This window comes from Oerskovia sp. NPDC060287 (assembly GCF_042726775.1).
In the GTDB taxonomy this organism is placed as follows: Bacteria; Actinomycetota; Actinomycetes; order Actinomycetales; family Cellulomonadaceae; genus Oerskovia; species Oerskovia merdavium.
On sequence record NZ_JBHXBO010000008.1, the window covers coordinates 22,266 to 42,414 of the forward strand.

The following is a 20,149-nucleotide window of genomic DNA, read 5'->3' on the forward strand; positions in this document are numbered from 1 at the left end:
ATGGGCTCATGTCGCGAGCAAGCCTGGACAAGAAGCCCACCGAGGTCGCCTCGATGTTCGACGGGATCGCCTCCCGCTACGACCTCACCAACGACGTCATCTCGCTGGGGCAGGACCGGAGGTGGCGCAAGCAGACGGTCGACGCCGTCGCTGCGCTGCCCGGAGAGCGGGTCCTGGACCTCGCGGCCGGCACCGGCACGTCGAGCGAGCCGTTCGCGGACGAGGGCGTCGAGGTCGTGCCGTGCGACTTCTCGGTCGGGATGCTCCAGGTGGGCAAGCGCCGGCGCCCGGACCTGCCGTTCGTCGCGGGGGACGCCACGGCGCTGCCCTTCGCCGACGCGTCGTTCGACGCCGTGACCATCTCGTTCGGCCTGCGCAACGTCGTGGACACCGACGCCGCGCTGCGCGAGATGCTGCGTGTGACACGCCCGGGCGGCCGGATCGTCATCTGCGAGTTCTCCCGCCCCACGTGGAAGCCCTTCCGCGCGCTCTACACGGGCGTCTTCATGAAGATGCTGCCCGTCATGGCGGGGCTCGTGACCAAGGAGAAGAGCTCGTACGAGTACCTCGTCGAGTCGATCCAGGACTGGCCCGCGCAGGCCGACCTGGCGCACCTCATGATCGACGCCGGGTGGGAGGGTGCCGCCTACCGGAACCTCAGCGGCGGCCTCGTCGCGCTGCACCGGGCCGTGCGCCCCGCCTGAGCGGGGTCTTCGCCCCGGCGGTCGCGCTCGGGTCCGTCGCGGCCCGCGGCCCGTGGCCCGCGGCGCACCGTGCGTGGTGCGCGCGGGCGGGACGCGGCGCGTCGGGCGCCTGACCTGCCGGTTCGGCCGCGAGGGAAGGGTTGCCTTGCTACACATCCGCCCGCGTCTGTGACTAGAGTGGCGATGTCCATTGTGAGCGACTTCACAAGGGGCTTTCCGAGGTGTGTTCGAGCTTGCCGAGCGAGGTGAGAACGTGCGTAGCAGGAGTGATGACGCGGACGTCATCGTCATCGGCGCGGGCCCGGCAGGGGCCACGGCGGCGCACTACTGTGCCTCCGCCGGCCTGAACGTCCTCCTCCTCGAGAAGGCCTCGTTCCCGCGCGACAAGATCTGCGGCGACGGACTGACGCCGCGGGCGGTGGGCGAGCTCGTCCGCATGGGCGTCCCCACGCGCGCCGAGGACGGCTGGATCCGCAACAAGGGTCTGCGGGTCGTCGCGAGCGGACGCTCGTGGGAGCTGCCCTGGCCCGAGCTCAAGGCCTACCCGTCCTACGGCCTCGCCCGCTCACGCATGAACCTCGACCAGACGCTCGCCGAGCACGCGCAGCGCACGGGCGCCAAGCTGCTCGAGCGCACCAACGTGACCGGCCCGCTCCTCGACGAGCGCACGGGCCGCGTCGTGGGCGTCACGGCACGCCCGCTCGACGAGAACGGGCGCCGCGCCGGGGACGAGTACGAGCTGCGCGCCCCTGTCGTCATCGCCGCGGACGGCGTCTCGTCCCGCTTCGCGCTCGCCCTGGGGCTCGAGAAGCGCGAGGACCGGCCCATGGGCGTCGCGGTGCGGACCTACTTCAAGACCCCGCGCCACGACGACGCCTGGATGGAGTCCCACCTCGAGCTCTGGGACGGGCCGGCCGGGAAGTCGAACCTCCTGCCCGGCTACGGGTGGATCTTCGCGCTCGGCGACGGCACCGCGAACGTGGGCCTCGGCTCGGTCAACTCGACCCCGGCACGGCAGTCGGCCGCGAACGTGGACTACAAGGACCTGTTCGCCCGGTGGATGGCCAACGCGCCCGCCGAGTGGGAGTTCACCCCGGAGAACCAGACCGGACCCGTGCGCGGGGCGGCCCTGCCCATGGGCTTCAACCGCAAGCCCCTCTACTCGCGCGGCGTGGTGCTGGTCGGAGACTCGGGCGGCATGGTCAGCCCGTTCAACGGCGAGGGCATCGCCTACGCCATGCAGGCCGCGCGCGTCGCGGCGGACGTCGTGGCGCAGTCGCGTGCCCGGAGCACCGACGCCGCACGCGAGCGCACGCTCGCGACCTACCCCGAGATCATGCGCCGCGACCTGGGCGGGTACTACACGCTCGGCCGGTACTTCGTGCGCCTCATCGAGCACCCCGAGATCATGCGGCTGTGCACCCGGTACGGGCTGCCGCGGCCGCTCGTCATGCGCTTCGTCCTCAAGCTGTTGTCCGACTGTTACGAACCACGTGGTGGCGACGTCGTCGACCGGGTCATCGCGGGACTGACGAGGGTGGTGCCATCGGCATGAGAAACCTTGGTGAGGCGGCAAAGAGGCCGTCACCGCTGTTCACGCAGTCACCACCCCTACCCCCGTCAGACCCGGGTGCCCGCAGCTTCGCGCGGACGCCCGGCGGCAGCACTCCCGACATGCCCCAGCGCGCCCCCCGGAGAGCAGACCGATGACCAACCCCTACGTGCCCGTGCTCGTCCTGATGGGCATCGGAGCCGTGCTCGCCCTCGGCGGAGTTGCCGCGAGCGCCGTGATCGGCCCCAAGAGATACAACCGCGCCAAGCTCGACGCGTACGAGTGCGGCATCGAGCCCACCCCGCACGCGATCGGCGGAGGGCGCTTCCCGATCAAGTACTACCTCGTCGCGATGACCTTCATCATCTTCGACATCGAGGTGGTCTTCCTCTACCCGTGGGCGGTGGACTTCACGGTCCTGGCCACCTTCGGGCTCGTCGCCATGCTGAGCTTCCTCGCCCTGATCACCGTGCCGTTCGTCTACGAATGGCGCCGTGGCGGGTTCGAGTGGGACTAGCCGGAACCAGATAGGGAGAACGCAGATGGGGATCGAAGAGGCTCCCTCGGGCTTCTTGCTCACGAGCGTGGAGAACCTCGCGGGGTACTTCCGCAAGGCGTCGCTGTGGCCGGTGACGTTCGGCCTGGCGTGCTGCGCCATCGAGATGATGGCGGCCGGCGCGTCGCGCTTCGACCTGTCCCGCTTCGGCATGGAGGTCTTCCGGGCCTCGCCGCGGCAGGCCGACCTGATGATCGTCGCGGGTCGCGTGAGCCAGAAGATGGCGCCCGTGGTGCGCCAGGTCTACGACCAGATGTCCGAGCCCAAGTGGGTGCTGTCGATGGGCGTGTGCGCGTCGAGCGGCGGGATGTTCAACAACTACGCGATCGTCCAGGGGGTCGACCACATCGTGCCGGTCGACATCTACCTGCCGGGCTGCCCGCCGCGCCCCGAGATGCTCATCAACGCGATCCTCGCGCTGCACGAGCAGATCCAGGCCGAGCCGCTGGGCGTGAACCGGCGGGAGGCGGCCAAGGCCGCCGAGGCCGCGGCGCTCGAGGCGACCCCGACGTTCCAGATGAAGGGGCTGCTGCGGTGACGAGCACCAACGACGGGACGACGGGCCGCCCGGCGGACGCCGTCCAGCGGGACGAGGTCGCCCAGGGCGACGTGCCCGGCGAGGAGCTCGTGGCGGGACCGGGCCCGGGTGGGCGCGAGCCGCTCGAGGTCGTCGAGGTCCGCACGGGCATGTTCGGGGCCCACGGCTCGGGAGACACCTCGGGCTACGGGGGGCTGGTGCGCCCCGTGGTGCTGCCCGGGCCGAGCGCGCGCCCGTACGGCGGGTGGTTCGACGAGGCCGTGGACGTCCTGGCGGAGGTGCTCGCCGAGGCGGGCGTGCGCTTCGAGGACGCCGTCGAGCAGGTCGTCGTCGACCCGCCGGGGCCGCACGCCGAGCTCACGCTGCACGTCCGGCCCCCGCACGTCGTCACGGTCGCCCGCGCGCTGCGCGACGAGCAGGACCTGCGGTTCGAGCTGAGCATGGGCGTGAGCGGGGTGCACTACCCCCACGACGTGGGCCGCGAGCTGCACGCCGTCTACCACCTGACGTCGATCACGCACGGCCGGAGCCTGCGCCTCGAGGTCGCGGTCCCGGACGCGCACCCGCACATCCCCTCGACCACGTCGGTGTACCCGTCCAACGACTGGCACGAGCGCGAGACGTGGGACTTCTTCGGGATCGTCTTCGACGACCACCCGGCCCTGGCCCGCATCGAGATGCCGGACGACTGGCCGGGTCACCCGCAGCGCAAGGACTACCCGCTCGGCGGCATCCCGGTCGAGTACAAGGGCGCCACGGTGCCCCCGCCGGACCAGAGGAGGTCGTACTCGTGAGCCCCACCACCCCGCACGCGACACCCCACGCCACGAAGGCGCCGTACGGCGACTTCGACGCGTCGATCCCCAGCTACGAGGCGTCGGGCGGCGACTGGGCCGACATCGCGGCCGAGGCGACCCAGCTGGGCGAGGAACGCATCGTCGTCAACATGGGCCCCCAGCACCCCTCGACCCACGGTGTGCTGCGGCTCATGCTCGAGATCGACGGCGAGACCGTCACGGAGGCCCGCTGCGGCGTGGGCTACCTCCACACGGGCATCGAGAAGAACATGGAGTTCCGGACGTGGACCCAGGGGGTCACGTTCTGCACCCGCATGGACTACCTCGCGCCCCTGTTCCAGGAGACGGCCTACTGCCTCGCGGTCGAGAAGCTCCTCGGCATCACGGACGACGTCCCCGAGCGCGCGAGCATCATCCGCGTCCTCATGATGGAGCTCAACCGGATCGCGTCCCACCTGGTGTGCCTCGGCACGGGCGGCAACGAGATGGGCGCGACCACGGTCATGACCATCTCGTTCACGGCCCGCGAGGAGATCCTGCGGATCTTCGAGGCCGTCACGGGGCTGCGCATGAACCACGCGTACGTGCGCCCGGGGGGCGTGGTGCAGGACGTCCCGCCGGACGTCGTGGCCCAGATCCGCAAGGCCGACCCGCTGATCCGCGGCTACCTCGGCCAGCTCGGCGACCTCATGCTCGCCAACCCGATCTTCAAGTCCCGCCTGGTCGGCGTGGGTCACCTCAACCTCTCGGGCTGCATGGCGCTCGCGATCACGGGGCCCGTGCTGCGCTCGACCGGGCTCCCCTACGACGTGCGCAAGGCCGCTCCCTACTGCGGTTACGAGACGTACGACTTCGACGTGCCCACCTCGGACGACGCCGACTGCTACTCGCGTGTCGTGCTGCGGCTCGAGGAGTGCTACCAGTCGCTGCGGATCGTCGAGCAGTGCCTCGAGCGGCTCGAGGCCACGGCGGGCCAGCCCGTCATGGTCGGCGACAAGAAGATCGCGTGGCCCGCCCAGCTCGCGATCGGCAGCGACGGCATGGGCAACTCGCTCGACCACATCAGGGAGATCATGGGCACCTCGATGGAGGCCCTGATCCACCACTTCAAGCTCGTCACGGAGGGCTTCCGGGTCCCCGTGGGCCAGGTCTTCCAGTCGGTCGAGCACCCGCGCGGCGAGCTCGGCGTGCACCTGGTGTCCGACGGCGGCACGCGCCCCTACCGGGCGCACTTCCGTGATCCTTCGTTCAACAACCTGCAGGCGGTCGCCGTGATGTGCGAGGGCGGCCAGGTCGCCGACGTCGTCGTCGCGGTCGCCTCGCTCGACCCGGTGCTGGGAGGGGTGGACCGATGACGCTCGAGGCTCACAGGTCCGGATACGACGAGGCGACGTACGCGCGCCTCGCGCAGGACACCGCGGCGATCGTCGCCCGGTACCCGCAGAAGCGCTCGGCGCTGCTGCCCATGCTGCACCTGGTGCAGTCGGAGGACGGGTACGTCTCGCGCGACGGCATCGCGTTCTGCGCCGAGCAGCTCGGCATCACGGCGGCCGAGGTGTCGGCCGTCGCGACCTTCTACACGCAGTACAAGCGCCACCCCAACGGCACCTACACCGTGGGGGTGTGCACCAACACGCTGTGCGCGGTCATGGGGGGCGACGAGATCTTCGACGAGCTCTCCGAGCACCTGGGGGTCGGGCACGACGAGACGACCGAGGACGGGGCGATCACGCTCGAGCGTGTCGAGTGCAACGCGGCGTGCGACTACGCGCCCGTCGTGATGGTCAACTGGGAGTTCTTCGACAACCAGACCCCGGCGGGCGCCACGCAGCTCGCGGACCGCCTGCGGGCCGGCGAGCAGGTCGCCCCCACGCGCGGTGCCGCCTCGGTGTGCAGCTTCAAGCAGATGAGCCGCGTGCTCGCCGGGTTCTCCGACGGGCGCGCTGACGAGGGGGTCGGTGCCGGGGAGCCCACGCTCGCCGGGCTGCGGCTCGCGCGCGAGCACGACTGGACCGCGCCGGGCGGCGCGGCTCCGGACCAGGTCGACGGGTCGGCCACGGACACGGGCGAGGCGGCCGCTCAGGGCGCCTCCGCCGTCGGGCACGAGCAGTCCTCGGCCGAGCGCAAGCCCACCACGCCCGCCGACGCCACGGGCGCCACGCCCGACGCCTCGAAGGGGAAGCAGCCGTGAGCGAGCAGACGATCGACCCCCTGACCCCGGTCCTCAGCGAGACCTGGGACGCCCGGCGCTCCTGGACGCTCGACGCCTACGTCGCGCAGGGGGGCTGGAAGGGCCTCGCGAAGGCCCTCGCGCAGCCGCCCGCGGACGTCGTGCAGGTCGTCAAGGACTCGGGCCTGCGCGGCCGCGGCGGCGCCGGGTTCCCCACGGGCATGAAGTGGGGCTTCCTGCCCGCGCCCGACGGCGGGCCCCGCTACCTCGTCGTCAACGCCGACGAGTCCGAGCCCGGCACGTGCAAGGACATCCCGCTCATGCTCGCGAGCCCGCAGCTCCTGATCGAGGGCGTGGCCATCACGTCCTACGCGATCGGCTGCGACCACGCGTTCATCTACGTGCGCGGCGAGGTGCTGCACGTGTACCGCCGCCTGCTGCGCGCGGTCGAGGAGGCGTACGCGGCGGGGTACCTGGGCAAGAACATCCAGGGCTCGGGCTTCGACCTCGACGTCACGGTCCACGCGGGCGCCGGCGCCTACATCTGCGGCGAGGAGACCGCGCTGCTCGACTCGCTCGAGGGGCTGCGCGGCCAGCCGCGTCTCAAGCCTCCGTTCCCCGCGGTCGCGGGCCTGTACGCACGGCCCACCGTGGTCAACAACGTCGAGTCGATCGCGAGCGTCCCGGCGATCGTCAACGAGGGCTCGGACTGGTTCAGGTCCATGGGGACCGAGCGGTCGTCGGGCCACGGGCTGTTCTCGCTGTCGGGGCACGTCGTGCGCCCGGGCCAGTACGAGGCGCCGCTCGGCATCACGCTGCGCGAGCTGCTCGACATGGCCGGCGGGATCCGTGGCGGCAACCGGCTGAAGTTCTGGACGCCCGGCGGGTCCTCGACGCCCCTGTTCACCGACGCCCACCTCGACACACCGCTCGACTACGAGTCGGTCGCCGCGGCGGGCTCGATGCTCGGCACGCGTGCCCTGCAGATCTTCGACGAGACCACGTGCGTGGTGCGGGCCGTGAGCCGGTGGATGGACTTCTACGCCCACGAGTCGTGCGGCAAGTGCACGCCGTGCCGCGAGGGGACGTACTGGCTCAAGCAGATCCTGCGCCGCATCGAGCACGGCGAGGGCACCGAGAGCGACCTCGACGTCCTGCTCGACACGTGCGACAACATCCTCGGCCGCGCGTTCTGCGCGCTCGGCGACGGCGCGACGTCGCCCGTCACGAGCAGCATCGCGCTGTTCCGCGAGGAGTTCGAGGCGCATATCACCGGCCGCGGCTGCCCGTTCGACCCCTCGGCCGCCGCACTGTTCGACTACACGCCCCGGCGTGCCCCGCAGGCCCTGACGGCAGGAGCGCACTGATGACGACCACGACGTCCGCCGGCACGTCGCCCGCCGCGGCGGCAGGGGGCGCACAGCCCCCCGCGCGCCGCGACGAGGTGACGTTCACGATCGACGGCATCGAGATGGCCGTGCCCAAGGGCACGCTGGTGATCCGGGCTGCCGAGCAGGTCGGCATCCAGATCCCGCGGTTCTGCGACCACCCGCTGCTCGCCCCCGCCGGTGCGTGCCGCCAGTGCCTCGTCGAGGTCGCGACGCCCGACCGCGAGGGCAACGTCCGCCCCATGCCCAAGCCGCAGGCCTCCTGCACGCTCGAGGCCACGCCCGGCATGGTCGTCAAGACCCAGCACACGTCGGCCGTCGCGGACAAGGCGCAGCACGGGGTCATGGAGCTCCTGCTCATCAACCACCCGCTCGACTGCCCGGTCTGCGACAAGGGCGGCGAGTGCCCCCTGCAGAACCAGGCCATGAGCAACGGGCGCGCGACGAGCCGGTTCGTCGACGTCAAGCGCACGTTCCCCAAGCCCATCGCGATCTCGACCGAGATCCTGCTCGACCGCGAGCGCTGCGTGCTGTGCCAGCGCTGCACCCGGTTCTCCGCGGAGATCGCGGGCGACGCGTTCATCGACCTGCAGAAGCGTGGGGCGCAGCAGCAGATCGGCCGGTTCGACGCGCGCGTCCTGGGCTTCGCCGACGGCGAGTCCGAGCCCGCAGCGCCCGCAGGCTCGCTGCCGTACGGCGCGCAGGCCGGGTTCGAGGCTCCCGTGGGGGCCGCGCTCGAGGACGAGTCGGGACGCCCGTTCGCCTCGTACTTCAGCGGCAACACCGTGCAGATCTGCCCCGTCGGAGCCCTGACGGGTGCCGCGTACCGGTTCCGGTCGAGGCCGTTCGACCTCGTCTCGACCCCGAGCGTGGGCGAGCACGACGCGTGCGGGTCCGCGATCCGCATCGACCACCGCCGCGGTGTGGTGCTGCGTCGCCTGTCGGGCGAGGACCCCCAGGTCAACGAGGAGTGGATCACCGACAAGGACCGCTTCGCGTTCGCGTGGCAGGACGCACCGGACCGCCTGACGCACCCGCTCGTGCGCGACCGCGAGGTCGACGCCGAGGGTCGGGTCACGCGCGGCGAGCTGCGCCCCGCGAGCTGGGCCGAGGCCCTCGAGGTCGCGGCGACGGGCCTCGCGCAGGCCCGTGCCGCGGGCGGCGTCGGGGTGCTCCCCGGAGGCCGCCTCACGGTCGAGGACGCGTACGCGTACGGCAAGTTCGCCCGCGTCGTCCTCGGGACCAACGACGTGGACCACCGCGCCCGCGCGCACTCGACCGAGGAGGCGGACTTCCTCGCCCACGCGGTCGCCGGCACCGGGTTGGGCGTGACGTTCGACGAGCTCGAGCACGCGCCCGCGGTGCTCCTCGTGGCCCTCGAGGCCGAGGAGGAGGCCGGCGTGACGTTCCTGCGCCTGCGCAAGGGCGTCCAGAAGCGCGGCCTGCGGGTCTTCTCGCTCGCACCGTTCGCGAGCCGGGGCGTGCAGCGCCTCGACGGCACGCTCCTGCGGGCGGCCCCGGGCACCGAGGCCGAGTGGCTCGACGTGCTCGCCACGGGCACCCAGACGCTGTTCGGTCACGACGGGGCCGTGGGCCCCGACGCCCCCGAGTCGGTCGAGGAACCGGCCGAGGTCTCGGCACTGCGCGACGCGCTCGCCGAGCCCGGGGCCGTGGTTCTGGTCGGCGAACGGCTCGCCGGGGTCCCCGGCGGGTACTCGGCGCTCGTGCGTCTCGTCGCGAGCACGGGAGCACGCCTCGCGTGGATCCCGCGCCGGGCGGGGGAGCGCGGGGCGGTCGAGGCCGGCACGCTGCCGGCCCTCCTCCCGGGCGGACGCCCGGTGACCGACGCCGCAGCCCGGGTCGACGTGGCCGTCGCCTGGGGCGTCGAGCACCTCCCGGGGACGCCGGGCCGGAGCACGGGAGAGATCCTCGACGCGCTGTCCGTGGGTCAGCTCGGCGGCGTGCTCGTGGGCGGCCTGCACTCCGACGACCTGCCCGACCCCGCGCACAGTCTCCGGGCTCTCGAGGCCGCAGGATTCGTCGTCTCGCTCGAGGTACGCGCCTCGGACGTCACGGCGCTCGCGGACGTGGTGCTGCCCGTCGCGCCGCCGGTCGAGAAGGCCGGCGCGTTCGTGAGCTGGGAGGGCCGCGCGCGGACCTTCGAGGCCGCGCTCGCCACGACCGCGATGCCCGACCACCGCGTGCTCGACGCGCTCGCCGACGCGGCGGGCTTCGTGCTCGGGGCCCGCACGACGGACGAGGTCCGGGCGGAGATCGACCAGCTCGGCACCTGGGACGGGACCCGCCCGCCGGCCCCCGAGGTCGCAGCGGCCGAACCACCCGCGGTCGCCCCGGGCACCGCGGTGCTCGCGGGATGGCGCCTGCTGCTGGACAGCGGCCGCGGCCAGGACGGCGAGCGGTTCCTCGCCGGCACGGCCAAGCGGCCCGTGGCCCGGCTGTCGGCGACGACCGCGGCGGCCGCGGATCTGTTCGAGGGGGACGCGGTCCGGGTGTCGACCGACCGCGGCTCGATCGAGCTGCCCGTGGTGATCACCGACATGGTCGAGCACGTCGTCTGGCTCCCGCTCGGTTCCGAGGGCTCGCGGGTCCATCGTGAGCTCGGCGTGGCTCAGGGAGCGCTCGTACGGATCGAGCCCGCTCCCGGAGCCTCGCGGCCCGGCCAGAGCGTCCAGCCCACCGACGGGGGAGCATCATGAGCGGCCTGCTGAACCTCGCCCTGGGCACTGCCTCGGTCACCGAGACCCCGGGCGTGCCCGGGATCACGGCCGACTTCTCCCAGGACAACGGCTGGACCTACCTGGTCAAGGCCGTGCTGATCATCGTCTTCCTGCTCACGAGCGTGCTCATCGCGATCTGGTTCGAGCGCAAGGTCGTGGCCCGGATGCAGGTCCGTCCCGGACCCAACGTGCACGGGCCGTTCGGTCTGCTCCAGTCGCTCGCGGACGCCATGAAGCTGCTCCTCAAGGAGGACCTCACGGTCACGGCGGCGGACAAGTTCGTCTACATCCTCGCACCCATGATCGCGGTGTTCTGCTCGCTCCTGACGTTCGCGGTCATCCCGTTCGGGCCGAACGTCACGATCCCGTTCACCGACTACTCGACGCCCGCACAGCTCACCGACTTCCCCGTCGCGGTGCTCTACATCCTGGCGTGCGCCTCGGTGGGCGTGTACGGGATCGTGCTCGGCGGCTGGTCGTCGGGCTCGACCTACCCGCTGCTCGGCGCGGTCCGCTCGACGGCCCAGGTCATCAGCTACGAGCTCGCGATGGGCCTGGCCCTCGTGAGCGTCTTCATCATGGCGGGCTCCATGTCGACCTCGCAGATCGTCGACTCCCAGACCCAGGTCTGGTGGGCGCTCATCCTCATCCCGAGCTTCGTGATCTACATCATCGCGATGATCGGCGAGACCAACCGCCTGCCGTTCGACCTCCCCGAGGCCGAGGGCGAGCTGGTCTCGGGCTACATGACCGAGTACTCGTCCATGAAGTTCGCGTGGTTCTTCCTTGCCGAGTACATCAACATGATCAACGTCTCGGCCGTCGCGACCACGCTCTTCCTGGGGGGCTGGCGTGCGCCGTGGCCCCTGTCGGCGATCAACGACGGCATGTTCAACGAGGGCTGGTGGCCCATCCTCTGGTTCCTCGTCAAGGTCTGGGCCTTCATGTTCGTGTTCGTGTGGGTCCGCGGCACGCTCCTGCGCCTGCGCTACGACCAGTTCATGAAGTTCGGGTGGAAGGTCCTCATCCCGGCCGCGCTCGCCTGGATCGTCGTGCTCTCGGTCGTCCAGGGCATGATCCGCTTCGGTGACGTCGACAACCGCGCGATCCTCGTGGCGGCCGTCGTCCTGGGGGTGGTCGCGATCGCCGCGATCTTCCTGTGGCCGCAGAAGAAGCAGCCCGACGCCGACGCGGGCGGGCGAGCGGCGCCGTCGGGCACCTCGCCCTACCGCAAGGGCGCCACCGCGGCCCCCGAGCCCTTCGACGCCTTCGCGGGCGGCTTCCCCGTCCCGCCGCTGCCAGGACAGACCCTGCCCAGCGCACCGCGCAGGGCGCGGCGCCTGGTCCCCGAGGGCAGCCCGCCCGCGGGAGACGGTCCCGCAGCACCCGACGCCCAGGACGAGGAGGTCCCCCGTGGCTGACTACGAGTCGTTGATCCCGCAGAGGAAGGGGCTCGGCGGGCTGCTCGCGCCCGTCGCCGGGTTCGGGGTGACGTTCTCCTCGATGTTCAAGCCGACCGTGACCGAGCAGTACCCGTTCGAGAAGGTGCCGACCAAGCCCCGCTACCACGGGCGTCACCAGCTCAACCGGTACGAGGACGGGCTCGAGAAGTGCATCGGGTGCGAGCTGTGCGCCTGGGCGTGCCCCGCGGACGCGATCTACGTCGAGGGCGCGGACAACTCGGCGCTCCCCGACGGTGCGCACCGCTCGCCCGGCGAGCGCTACGGCAGCGTCTACCAGATCAACTACCTGCGCTGCATCTTCTGCGGGCTGTGCATCGAGGCGTGCCCCACCCGGGCGCTCACCATGACCAACGAGTACGAGCTCACCGGACCTACCCGTGAAGGGCTGATCTGGGAGAAGGAAGACCTCCTCGCGCCGCTGCGCGAGGGCATGCTGGCCGCGCCGCACCCCATGGTGCCCGGCACGACCGACACCGACTACTACCGGGGAGAGGTGACCGGGCCCGTGCCCGAGCAGATCGACTGGGTGCGCGAGCACCGGCCCGACGACCCGACCCTGCCGCCCGTCGTGGACCCCGCCGCCGCGCGGCGCCCCGAGGTCCGCAAGGTGGTCCGGTGACCGTCAGCGGGGGAGAGGTCGTCCTGTTCTGGGTCCTCGCCCCCCTCATGGTCCTGGCCGCGCTCGGCCTGCTGTTCGCCCGCAAGGCCGTGCACGCCGCGATCTGCGTCGTGTTCGTCATGATCAGCCTCGCGATCCTCTACATCGCGCAGGAGGCCGCGTTCCTCGGCGTCGTGCAGATCGTGGTCTACACGGGCGCCGTGATGATGCTCTTCCTGTTCGTGCTCATGCTCGTGGGCGTCGACGCCTCGGACTCGCTCGTCGAGACCATCCGCGGTCAGCGCTTCATCGGGATCCTGCTGGGCCTGGGGCTCGGCTCGGTCCTGGTCGGGGTGATCGCGCAGGCGACGTTCCCGCCGTCGGTCGGGCTCACGGCCGCGAACGCCGAGACCAACCCCGTGGCGCTCGCCCGCATCCTCTTCGCGGACTACGTGTTCGCCCTCGAGGTCGTCGGGATCCTGCTCGTGACCGCGGCCATCGCCGCCCTGGTCCTGACCCACCGCCGCCGGCTCGTGCCGCGCGTCGGGCAGCGGCAGGTCTCGGACGCCAAGGTCGCGGCCCTCGCCGAGGGCGGGCTCCTCACGCCGCTGCCCGCCCCGGGCGTCTACGCGCAGAACAACGCCATGGACACCCCGGCGCTCGACCCGCAGGGTCGCCCCATCGAGCACTCGGTCTCGCGGATCCTGCGCATCCGCGGCCAGGAGAGGTCGGCCGACCGCATCCTCGCGGCCGAGCGCGACGTGCTGGTCGAGCACGAGCCGGAGCTCACGGGCCGCAGGTTCCCCGAGCTGGCCGCGGGCACCGACGAGGACGAGGAACGCTGACATGGAGCTGACCAACTACCTGATCCTCGCCGCGATCCTGTTCGCGATCGGCGCGACCACGGTGCTGCTGCGCCGCAACGCGATCATCGTGTTCATGGGCATCGAGCTCATGCTCAACGCGACCAACCTCACCTTCGTGACGTTCTCGCGCATGCACGGAGACCTCCACGGGCAGGTCATCGCGTTCTTCGTGATGGTCGTGGCCGCGGCCGAGGTCGTCGTGGGGCTCGCGATCATCGTGGCCATCTTCCGTACCCGCCGCTCGGCCTCGGTCGACGACGTCAACCTGCTGAAGAACTGAGAGGGCAGGCATGCCAACGGTGACTCTGCTTTCAGCCCTCCCGCGCGTCGGCGAGCTCGGCGCGCTGCTCCCGGCCGCCCTCCCGACGCAGGAGATCGTGCCCGTCTCGACGATCGTGCCCGGCCCGTTCCTGCTGGCCCCGCTGCTGATCCTGCTGCCCCTCCTGGGGGCCGCGATCCTGCTGCTCGCGGGGCGCCGCAGCGACCGCTGGGGCGCGTGGTTCGGGGTGCTGATGTCGGGCGGCGCGTTCGTCGTCGCCCTCGTCGTCTTCTTCTCGATGCTCGGCCTGCCGGCCGACGAGCGGGTGGTCGACCACCGGCTCTTCGACTGGATCGCCGCGGGCGGCCTGGACGTGGGCGTGGGCCTGCGGATCGACCCGCTGTCCATGACGTTCGTGCTGCTCGTGACGTTCGTCGGCACGCTCATCCACGTCTACGCGGTCGCGTACATGGAGCACGACCCGGACAAGCGCCGGTTCTTCGCCTACCTGAACCTGTTCGTCGCAGCCATGCTGATCCTGGTCCTCGCGGACTCCTACCTGCTGCTGTTCGTCGGGTGGGAGGGCGTGGGCCTGGCCTCGTACCTGCTCATCGGGTTCTGGAACCACGAGCGGGCCAACGCGGTCGCGGCCAAGAAGGCGTTCATCATGAACCGCGTGGGCGACCTGGGCCTGATCGTCGCGCTCATGCTCATGTTCGCGGGCTTCGGCGCGGTGGACTTCGCGACGGTCTTCGCCGACGCCCCCGCGGCGGGCACCGCGCTGCTGACGGCGATCGGCCTCGCGCTCCTGGTCGCCGCGTGCGGCAAGTCGGCGCAGTTCCCGCTCCAGGCCTGGCTCGGGGACGCCATGGCGGGCCCCACGCCGGTCTCGGCCCTCATCCACGCGGCGACCATGGTCACCGCGGGCGTCTACCTGGTGGTCCGCTCGGCCCCGGTGTTCGAGGGGGCCCCGACGGCGCAGCTCGTGGTGGTCATCGTCGGTGCGGTCACGCTCCTGTTCGGGGCGATCATCGGCTGTGCCAAGGACGACATCAAGAAGGCCCTGGCGGCGTCGACCATGTCGCAGATCGGCTACATGATCCTCGCGGCGGGCCTGGGACCCATCGGGTACGCGTTCGCGATCTTCCACCTCGTGACGCACGGCTTCTTCAAGGCCGGGATGTTCCTGGGTGCCGGCTCGGTCATGCACGGCATGAACGACGGGGTGGACATGCGCCGCTTCGGCGCGCTGTCGAGGTACATGAAGGTCACGTGGGTCACGTTCGGTCTGGGCTGGCTCGCGATCCTGGGTATCCCGCCGTTCTCCGGGTTCTGGTCCAAGGACAAGATCATCGAGGCCGCGTTCGTCCCGATCGACGGCCAGGAGTGGCGTGCATGGGTCTTCGGCGGCGTGGCGCTGCTGGGTGCGGGGATCACCGCGTTCTACATGTCGCGCCTGTTCTTCATGACGTTCCACGGGCACAAGCGCTGGAACGACGGGTCGGGCAGCCCCACGGGGCCGCTCTCGACCGACGGCCCCGTGCAGCACCCGCACGAGTCCCCGGCGCTCATGACGATCCCCATGGTGGTCCTCGCGGTCGGGTCCGTCGCGCTCGGCGGGCTCCTCGCGATCGGCAACGGGTTCGTCGACTGGCTCTCGCCCGTCACGGGCCACGCCGAGCACGCGGAGCCGGTCCTGCCGGTCTGGGCGCTCATCACGCTGACCCTCCTGCTGGTCCTGGTGGGCGTGCTGCTCGCCTGGCGCCAGTACGCGGTGTCCCGCGTGCCGATCGTGCCTCCGCACGGTTCGGCGCTCACGCGGGCCGCGCGCCGGGACCTGTATCAGGACGACGTCAACGAGGCCGTCTTCATGCGGCCCGGGCAGTACCTCACACGATCCCTGGTCTACGGGGACCGGCAGATGGTCGACGGCGGCTGGATGGGCCTCGCCGGCCTCGTCGGAGCGACAGGGGAGAAGTTGCGCGGCATGCAGAACGGATTCGTCAGGTCCTACGCGGCGACGATGCTCGCTGGCCTGATCGTGATCGTCGCGGTGGTCCTCGCCGTGACCACCGGAACAGGGAGCTGAGGGACCGATGACCACCGAGATTCCCTGGCTGACACTCCTGATCGTCCTGCCGCTCGTCGGCGCGGCGGCGGTCTGGGGGCTGGGCGCGACCTCCGCGCGCAAGCACCTGCGGACCGTCGCGGTCGTCTTCGCGCTCGCCGAGCTCGTGCTGCTCGGCCTCGCGATCAGCGCGTTCGACACCGCGGACGCAGGCACCTTCCAGCTCACCGAGACGCACGCGTGGATCCCGCAGCTCGGTGTGAGCTACGCGGTCGGCGCAGACGGCGTCGCGCTCCTGCTGGTCGGGCTCGCGGTGCTGCTGGTCCCGCTCGTGGTGCTCGCCGCGTGGCGCGAGCAGGACGGCGACCTCTCCAAGCTCCGCCACTACCTGGGCCTGGTGCTGCTCCTCGAGGCGTTCATGGTCGCGGTCTTCGTGGCGCGCGACGTGTTCTTCTTCTACGTCCTGTTCGAGGCCATGCTGATCCCGGTCTACTTCATGATCGGCGGTTTCGGGGGCGGGGCGCAGCGGCGGTACGCGACCGTGAAGTTCCTGCTCTTCTCGCTCGCGGGCGGGCTCGTCATGCTCGTCGGGGTCATCGCGCTCTACCTCAACGGGCCGGGCGGCGAGCAGGGCTTCCTGACCCAGACCCTGGTCGACGACCTGGCGGCGAACCCGCTGCCCGTGAGCACCGAGCGGCTGCTGTTCCTCGCGTTCTTCCTCGCCTTCGCGATCAAGGCGCCGCTCTTCCCGGTCCACACCTGGCTGCCCGACGCCGCCGAGCACGCCCCCGCGGGTACCTCGACGCTGCTCGTGGGCGTCCTGGACAAGGTCGGTACGTTCGGCATGCTGACGCTGTGCCTGCCGCTGTTCCCGAACGCGAGCCGGTGGGCGGCCCCCGTGATCGTGGTGCTGGCCGTGGTCTCGATCCTCTACGGCGCGCTCATGGCGATCGGCCAGACCGACGTCATGCGGCTCATCGCCTACACGTCGGTGTCCCACTTCGGGTTCATCGTGCTGGGGATCTTCTCGTTCACGTCGCTCAGCATCTCCGGGGCGTCGTTCTACATGTTCAACCACGGCATCTCGACCGGGGCGCTCTTCCTCCTGGCGGGCTTCCTGATCGCGCGGCACCCGACGCGCTCGCAGCGCCTGACCGACTACGGCGGCCTGCAGCGGGTGACACCGATCCTCGCGGGCACGTTCCTCGTGGCGGGTCTCTCGGCGCTCTCGCTGCCCGGCCTGTCGACGTTCGTCTCCGAGATCATGGTCCTCGTCGGGACGTTCTCGCGCAGCCACCCGGCGGCGCTCGTGGCGGTCCTGGGCGTGGTCCTCGCGGCGCTGTACGTGCTGCTGACCTACCAGAAGGTCTTCACGGGCAGGACGCCGGACGCCCTGACGGGGACCGCGGACCTAGGAGCTCGCGAGAAGTGGGTCGTCGCGCCCCTGATCGTGGCCCTGCTGGTCCTCGGCTTCTACCCGGCGCCCGCGCTCGACCTGGTGCGCGAGCCCGCGCAGGCGACCATGACGGCCGTCGGTCTCGAGGACCCTGCCCCGAACCCCGAACTCCTCAGCGTTGAAGGGAGCGACTCGTGAGCACCGCAGCCGCCTTCGTGGCCCCCACGATCGACTGGGCCTACCTCGTCCCCGTGATCGTCGTCCTGGGCGCCGGTGTCCTGGGCGTCCTGGTCGAAGCCTTCGTGCCGGACCGGCACCGCCGGGCGGTCCAGGTCGTCCTGGCCCTGGGCGCGCTCGTCGGGGCCCTCACGACGATCGTCCTGCTCTGGGGCGACGTGCAGGAGCTCAACGGCATCCAGGTGCTGGGCGGGTCGCTCGTGATCGACCCGTTCGGCCTGGCACTCCAGGGGATCGTCGTGGTCCTCGCGCTGCTGGCCACGCTCGTGATCGCCGACCGCACCTCGACCGGGCAGGACGCGTTCGCGCCCACGGCTGCGGCCGTGCCCGGCTCGGCCTACGAGGACCTCGCGCGCCGCCGTGGTCTCGAGCAGACCGAGGTCTTCCCGCTCGTGCTGTTCGCGGTGGGCGGCATGATGATCTTCCCCGCCACGGGCGACCTGCTGACGATGTTCGTCGCGCTCGAGGTGCTCTCCCTGCCGCTGTACGTGCTCACGGCGCTCGCGCGCCGTCGTCGGCTCCTGTCGCAGGAGGCCTCGTTCAAGTACTTCCTGCTGGGGGCCTTCGCGTCGGCGATCTTCATCTTCGGCGTGGCGCTCGTGTACGGCTTCGCGGGCTCGGTGCGGATCGCCGAGGTGCGCGCGGCCCTGCTGGACGGCGGCGGGCTCGACGGGATGACGGGCCTGGTGCTCCTGGGCCTGGTCATGGTGCTCGCGGGCCTGCTCTTCAAGGTCGGCGCGGCCCCGTTCCACTCGTGGACCCCCGACGTCTACCAGGGGGCTCCCACGCCCGTCACGGGCTTCATGGCGGCCTGCACCAAGGCGGCGGCGTTCGGCGCACTGGTGCGTGTGCTCTACCTGATCGGCTCGGCGCTCCCGCCGGACCTTCAGGAGAAGCTCGTGGTCGCGCTGTGGGTCGTCGCGATCCTCACCATGGTCGTCGGGTCGGTCATCGGTGTGATCCAGACGGACATGAAGCGTCTTCTCGCGTACTCGTCGATCGCGCACGCGGGCTTCCTCCTGGTGGCGCTGGTCGGCTTCGGCGAGCTCAGCGGCTTCGGCGTCCGGGCCGTGGTGTTCTACCTGCTCGCCTACGGTCTGGCGACCGTGGGGGCCTTCGCGGTCGTGACGCTCGTGCGCGAGCGGTCGCCGCAGCCTCAGGCCGCCGTGGAGAGCCCCGTGCTCGCCGCGGTGGGCTCGGGTGGCGCGCCGGGCTCGGCGGGGGCCTCAGGGCCCGCAGGTGGGGGAGCGGCGGAGGCGCCCACGCCCGACGGCGGAGCGATCCTCGGCGAGGCCACGCACCTGACGGAGTGGGCCGGGCTGGGCAGGCGCAGCCCGTGGCTCGCCGGGTCGTTCGCGCTGTTCCTGCTCTCGATGGCCGGCATCCCGCTGACCGCGGGGTTCATCGCGAAGTTCACGGCGTTCGGTGCCGCCGTCGCGGTGGGCGCCTGGCCGCTCGCCCTGATCGGTGTCCTGGCATCGGCGGTCTCGGTGTTCTTCTACGTGCGGATCATCGTGCTCATGTTCTTCACGCCGTCGCCCTCGAGCGGCTCCGGCGGGGCCGCCCAGGGGAGCCAGGGGGACGAGGCCGGGGGACCCGTGGGGACCTCCGCCGCGGCCGCGCTCGCAGCCAGGGTGACGGTCGTCCGGTCCGAAGGATTCACCACGGTCGCGATCGTGATCTGCGTGACAGGCGTCATCCTTCTCGGCGTTTTGCCCTCCTCGGTTCTCGATCTGGCCCTCGAGGCGGCTAAGTTCAGACCGTGACCACAGTGCCACCCGTCTCAACGACGGCGATCCCCCTGACCGATCCGGAGCTCTCGGCGACGCTCACCGCGCGTCTCGCGACCGTCGAGGCGCGCCTGGGCGACGCCGTCGCGCACTCCGACGGGCTCGCGGACACCGCGTCCCGCCACCTCGTGAACGCCGGCGGAAAGCGCCTGCGCCCGCTCCTCGCACTGCTGTGCGCGGAGCTGGGCGACGGCGCCCGGCCGGAGGTGGTGGAGGCGGCCGTCGTCGTCGAGCTCACCCACCTGGCCTCGCTCTATCACGACGACGTCATGGACTCCGCGCCCGTGCGGCGCGGGGCTCCCTCGGCGCACGCCGTGTGGGGCAACTCCGTCGCGATCCTCATCGGCGACCTGCTCTTCGCCCGTGCGGCGTCGACGGTCGCCGCCCTGGGACCCGATGCCGTGCTCATCCAGGCGCGGACGTTCGAACGGCTGTGCCTCGGCCAGCTGCACGAGACGACGGGCCCCTCGGAGAGCGACGACCCCGTCGAGCACTACCTCGAGGTCCTCGCGGACAAGACCGCGTCGCTGCTGTCGACCTCGGCCCGCCTGGGCGCGATGTTCGGTGGCTGCGACCCGTCGGTCGTCGAGGTCGTCGCTGAGTACGGCGAGAAGCTGGGCGTCGCGTTCCAGCTCGCCGACGACGTGCTCGACCTCGCGTCCTCGGGCGAGCAGTCCGGGAAGACGCCGGGGACGGACCTTCGGGAGAAGGTCCCGACCATGCCTGCGCTGCTGCTGCGCGCCCGCGTGAGCAGCGGCAAGGGGACCGCCGCGGACGCCGCGATCGTCGACCTGCTCGACTCGGACCTGTCCGGCGACGAGGAGCTCGCGTCGGCGGTCGCCGCGCTCCGTGCTCACGAGGTCCTGGCCGAGACCCGGGCGCTCGCCGTCGGCTGGGCCCGGGCAGCGATCACCGAGCTCGACCCCCTGCCGGCGGGCCCCGTCAAGGACGCGCTCGTCTCGTTCGCCCAGGCGCTCGCCGACCGCGCGGCCTGATCCCTCGGAGGGCGGCACCCGAGACCTCGAGGTC

17 protein-coding genes are annotated in these 20,149 nt (G+C 71.5%); all 17 read left to right on the plus strand.

Features of this window, described 5'->3' with window-relative positions; translation table 11 throughout:
- The first annotated feature begins 8 nt into the window (after positions 1-8).
- The 17 genes from ACFWFR_RS01565 to ACFWFR_RS01645 all read left to right on the plus strand — a co-directional run bounded on the left by ACFWFR_RS01565 (position 9) and on the right by ACFWFR_RS01645 (position 20,115).
- A complete protein-coding gene (locus tag ACFWFR_RS01565) occupies positions 9-704 on the plus strand; it encodes a demethylmenaquinone methyltransferase (protein ID WP_191804565.1) in 696 nt (231 codons plus the stop codon).
- A 253-nt stretch (positions 705-957) separates the two neighbouring features.
- Positions 958-2,259, plus strand: coding sequence for a geranylgeranyl reductase family protein (locus ACFWFR_RS01570; RefSeq protein WP_377620747.1), 1,302 nt, complete (start codon positions 958-960; stop codon positions 2,257-2,259).
- A gap of 151 nt (positions 2,260-2,410) precedes the next feature.
- A complete protein-coding gene (locus ACFWFR_RS01575) occupies positions 2,411-2,773 on the plus strand; it encodes an NADH-quinone oxidoreductase subunit A (protein WP_056649801.1) in 363 nt (120 codons plus the stop codon).
- A gap of 25 nt (positions 2,774-2,798) precedes the next feature.
- Positions 2,799-3,350: an NADH-quinone oxidoreductase subunit B family protein gene (locus tag ACFWFR_RS01580; protein ID WP_056649804.1), complete on the plus strand. Its 552-nt coding sequence runs from the start codon at positions 2,799-2,801 to the stop codon at positions 3,348-3,350.
- Between the two features lie 71 nt (positions 3,351-3,421).
- Entirely contained in the window at positions 3,422-4,144 is a 723-nt protein-coding gene (locus ACFWFR_RS01585; protein WP_377616318.1) for an NADH-quinone oxidoreductase subunit C, read from the plus strand.
- On the plus strand, positions 4,141-5,502 hold the full coding sequence (locus ACFWFR_RS01590; RefSeq protein ID WP_191804570.1) for an NADH-quinone oxidoreductase subunit D: 1,362 nt from the start codon (positions 4,141-4,143) through the stop codon (positions 5,500-5,502). Before ACFWFR_RS01585 ends, ACFWFR_RS01590 begins: the two co-directional genes overlap by 4 nt.
- Positions 5,499-6,338, plus strand: coding sequence for an NADH-quinone oxidoreductase subunit NuoE (gene nuoE, locus ACFWFR_RS01595; protein WP_191804572.1), 840 nt, complete (start codon positions 5,499-5,501; stop codon positions 6,336-6,338). Before ACFWFR_RS01590 ends, nuoE begins: the two co-directional genes overlap by 4 nt.
- A gap of 11 nt (positions 6,339-6,349) precedes the next feature.
- Complete coding sequence (gene nuoF / locus ACFWFR_RS01600; RefSeq protein ID WP_191804642.1) at positions 6,350-7,684, plus strand: NADH-quinone oxidoreductase subunit NuoF; 1,335 nt, start codon at positions 6,350-6,352, stop codon at positions 7,682-7,684.
- Entirely contained in the window at positions 7,684-10,422 is a 2,739-nt protein-coding gene (locus tag ACFWFR_RS01605; protein WP_377620749.1) for an NADH-quinone oxidoreductase subunit G, read from the plus strand. The genes nuoF and ACFWFR_RS01605 overlap by 1 nt, the downstream gene beginning before the upstream one ends.
- Positions 10,419-11,864: an NADH-quinone oxidoreductase subunit NuoH gene (gene nuoH, locus ACFWFR_RS01610; protein WP_377620751.1), complete on the plus strand. Its 1,446-nt coding sequence runs from the start codon at positions 10,419-10,421 to the stop codon at positions 11,862-11,864. The genes ACFWFR_RS01605 and nuoH overlap by 4 nt, the downstream gene beginning before the upstream one ends.
- Positions 11,857-12,525 carry an NADH-quinone oxidoreductase subunit NuoI gene (gene nuoI, locus ACFWFR_RS01615; RefSeq protein WP_056649822.1) on the plus strand — a complete coding sequence of 223 codons (669 nt, stop codon included), beginning with the start codon at positions 11,857-11,859 and terminating at the stop codon, positions 12,523-12,525. Before nuoH ends, nuoI begins: the two co-directional genes overlap by 8 nt.
- Complete coding sequence (locus tag ACFWFR_RS01620; RefSeq protein WP_056649825.1) at positions 12,522-13,349, plus strand: NADH-quinone oxidoreductase subunit J; 828 nt, start codon at positions 12,522-12,524, stop codon at positions 13,347-13,349. Before nuoI ends, ACFWFR_RS01620 begins: the two co-directional genes overlap by 4 nt.
- Position 13,350: 1 nt before the next feature.
- Positions 13,351-13,650, plus strand: coding sequence for an NADH-quinone oxidoreductase subunit NuoK (nuoK, locus tag ACFWFR_RS01625; RefSeq protein WP_056649827.1), 300 nt, complete (start codon positions 13,351-13,353; stop codon positions 13,648-13,650).
- A 10-nt stretch (positions 13,651-13,660) separates the two neighbouring features.
- Positions 13,661-15,718, plus strand: a complete 2,058-nt coding sequence (gene nuoL, locus ACFWFR_RS01630) for an NADH-quinone oxidoreductase subunit L (protein ID WP_191804579.1) — start codon at positions 13,661-13,663, stop codon at positions 15,716-15,718.
- Positions 15,719-15,725: 7 nt separating this feature from the next.
- Positions 15,726-17,291 carry an NADH-quinone oxidoreductase subunit M gene (locus tag ACFWFR_RS01635; protein WP_377620753.1) on the plus strand — a complete coding sequence of 522 codons (1,566 nt, stop codon included), beginning with the start codon at positions 15,726-15,728 and terminating at the stop codon, positions 17,289-17,291.
- On the plus strand, positions 17,288-19,096 hold the full coding sequence (gene nuoN, locus ACFWFR_RS01640; protein WP_377620755.1) for an NADH-quinone oxidoreductase subunit NuoN: 1,809 nt from the start codon (positions 17,288-17,290) through the stop codon (positions 19,094-19,096). Before ACFWFR_RS01635 ends, nuoN begins: the two co-directional genes overlap by 4 nt.
- On the plus strand, positions 19,093-20,115 hold the full coding sequence (locus ACFWFR_RS01645) for a polyprenyl synthetase family protein (protein WP_377620757.1): 1,023 nt from the start codon (positions 19,093-19,095) through the stop codon (positions 20,113-20,115). Before nuoN ends, ACFWFR_RS01645 begins: the two co-directional genes overlap by 4 nt.
- The last annotated feature ends 34 nt before the right edge of the window (positions 20,116-20,149 follow it).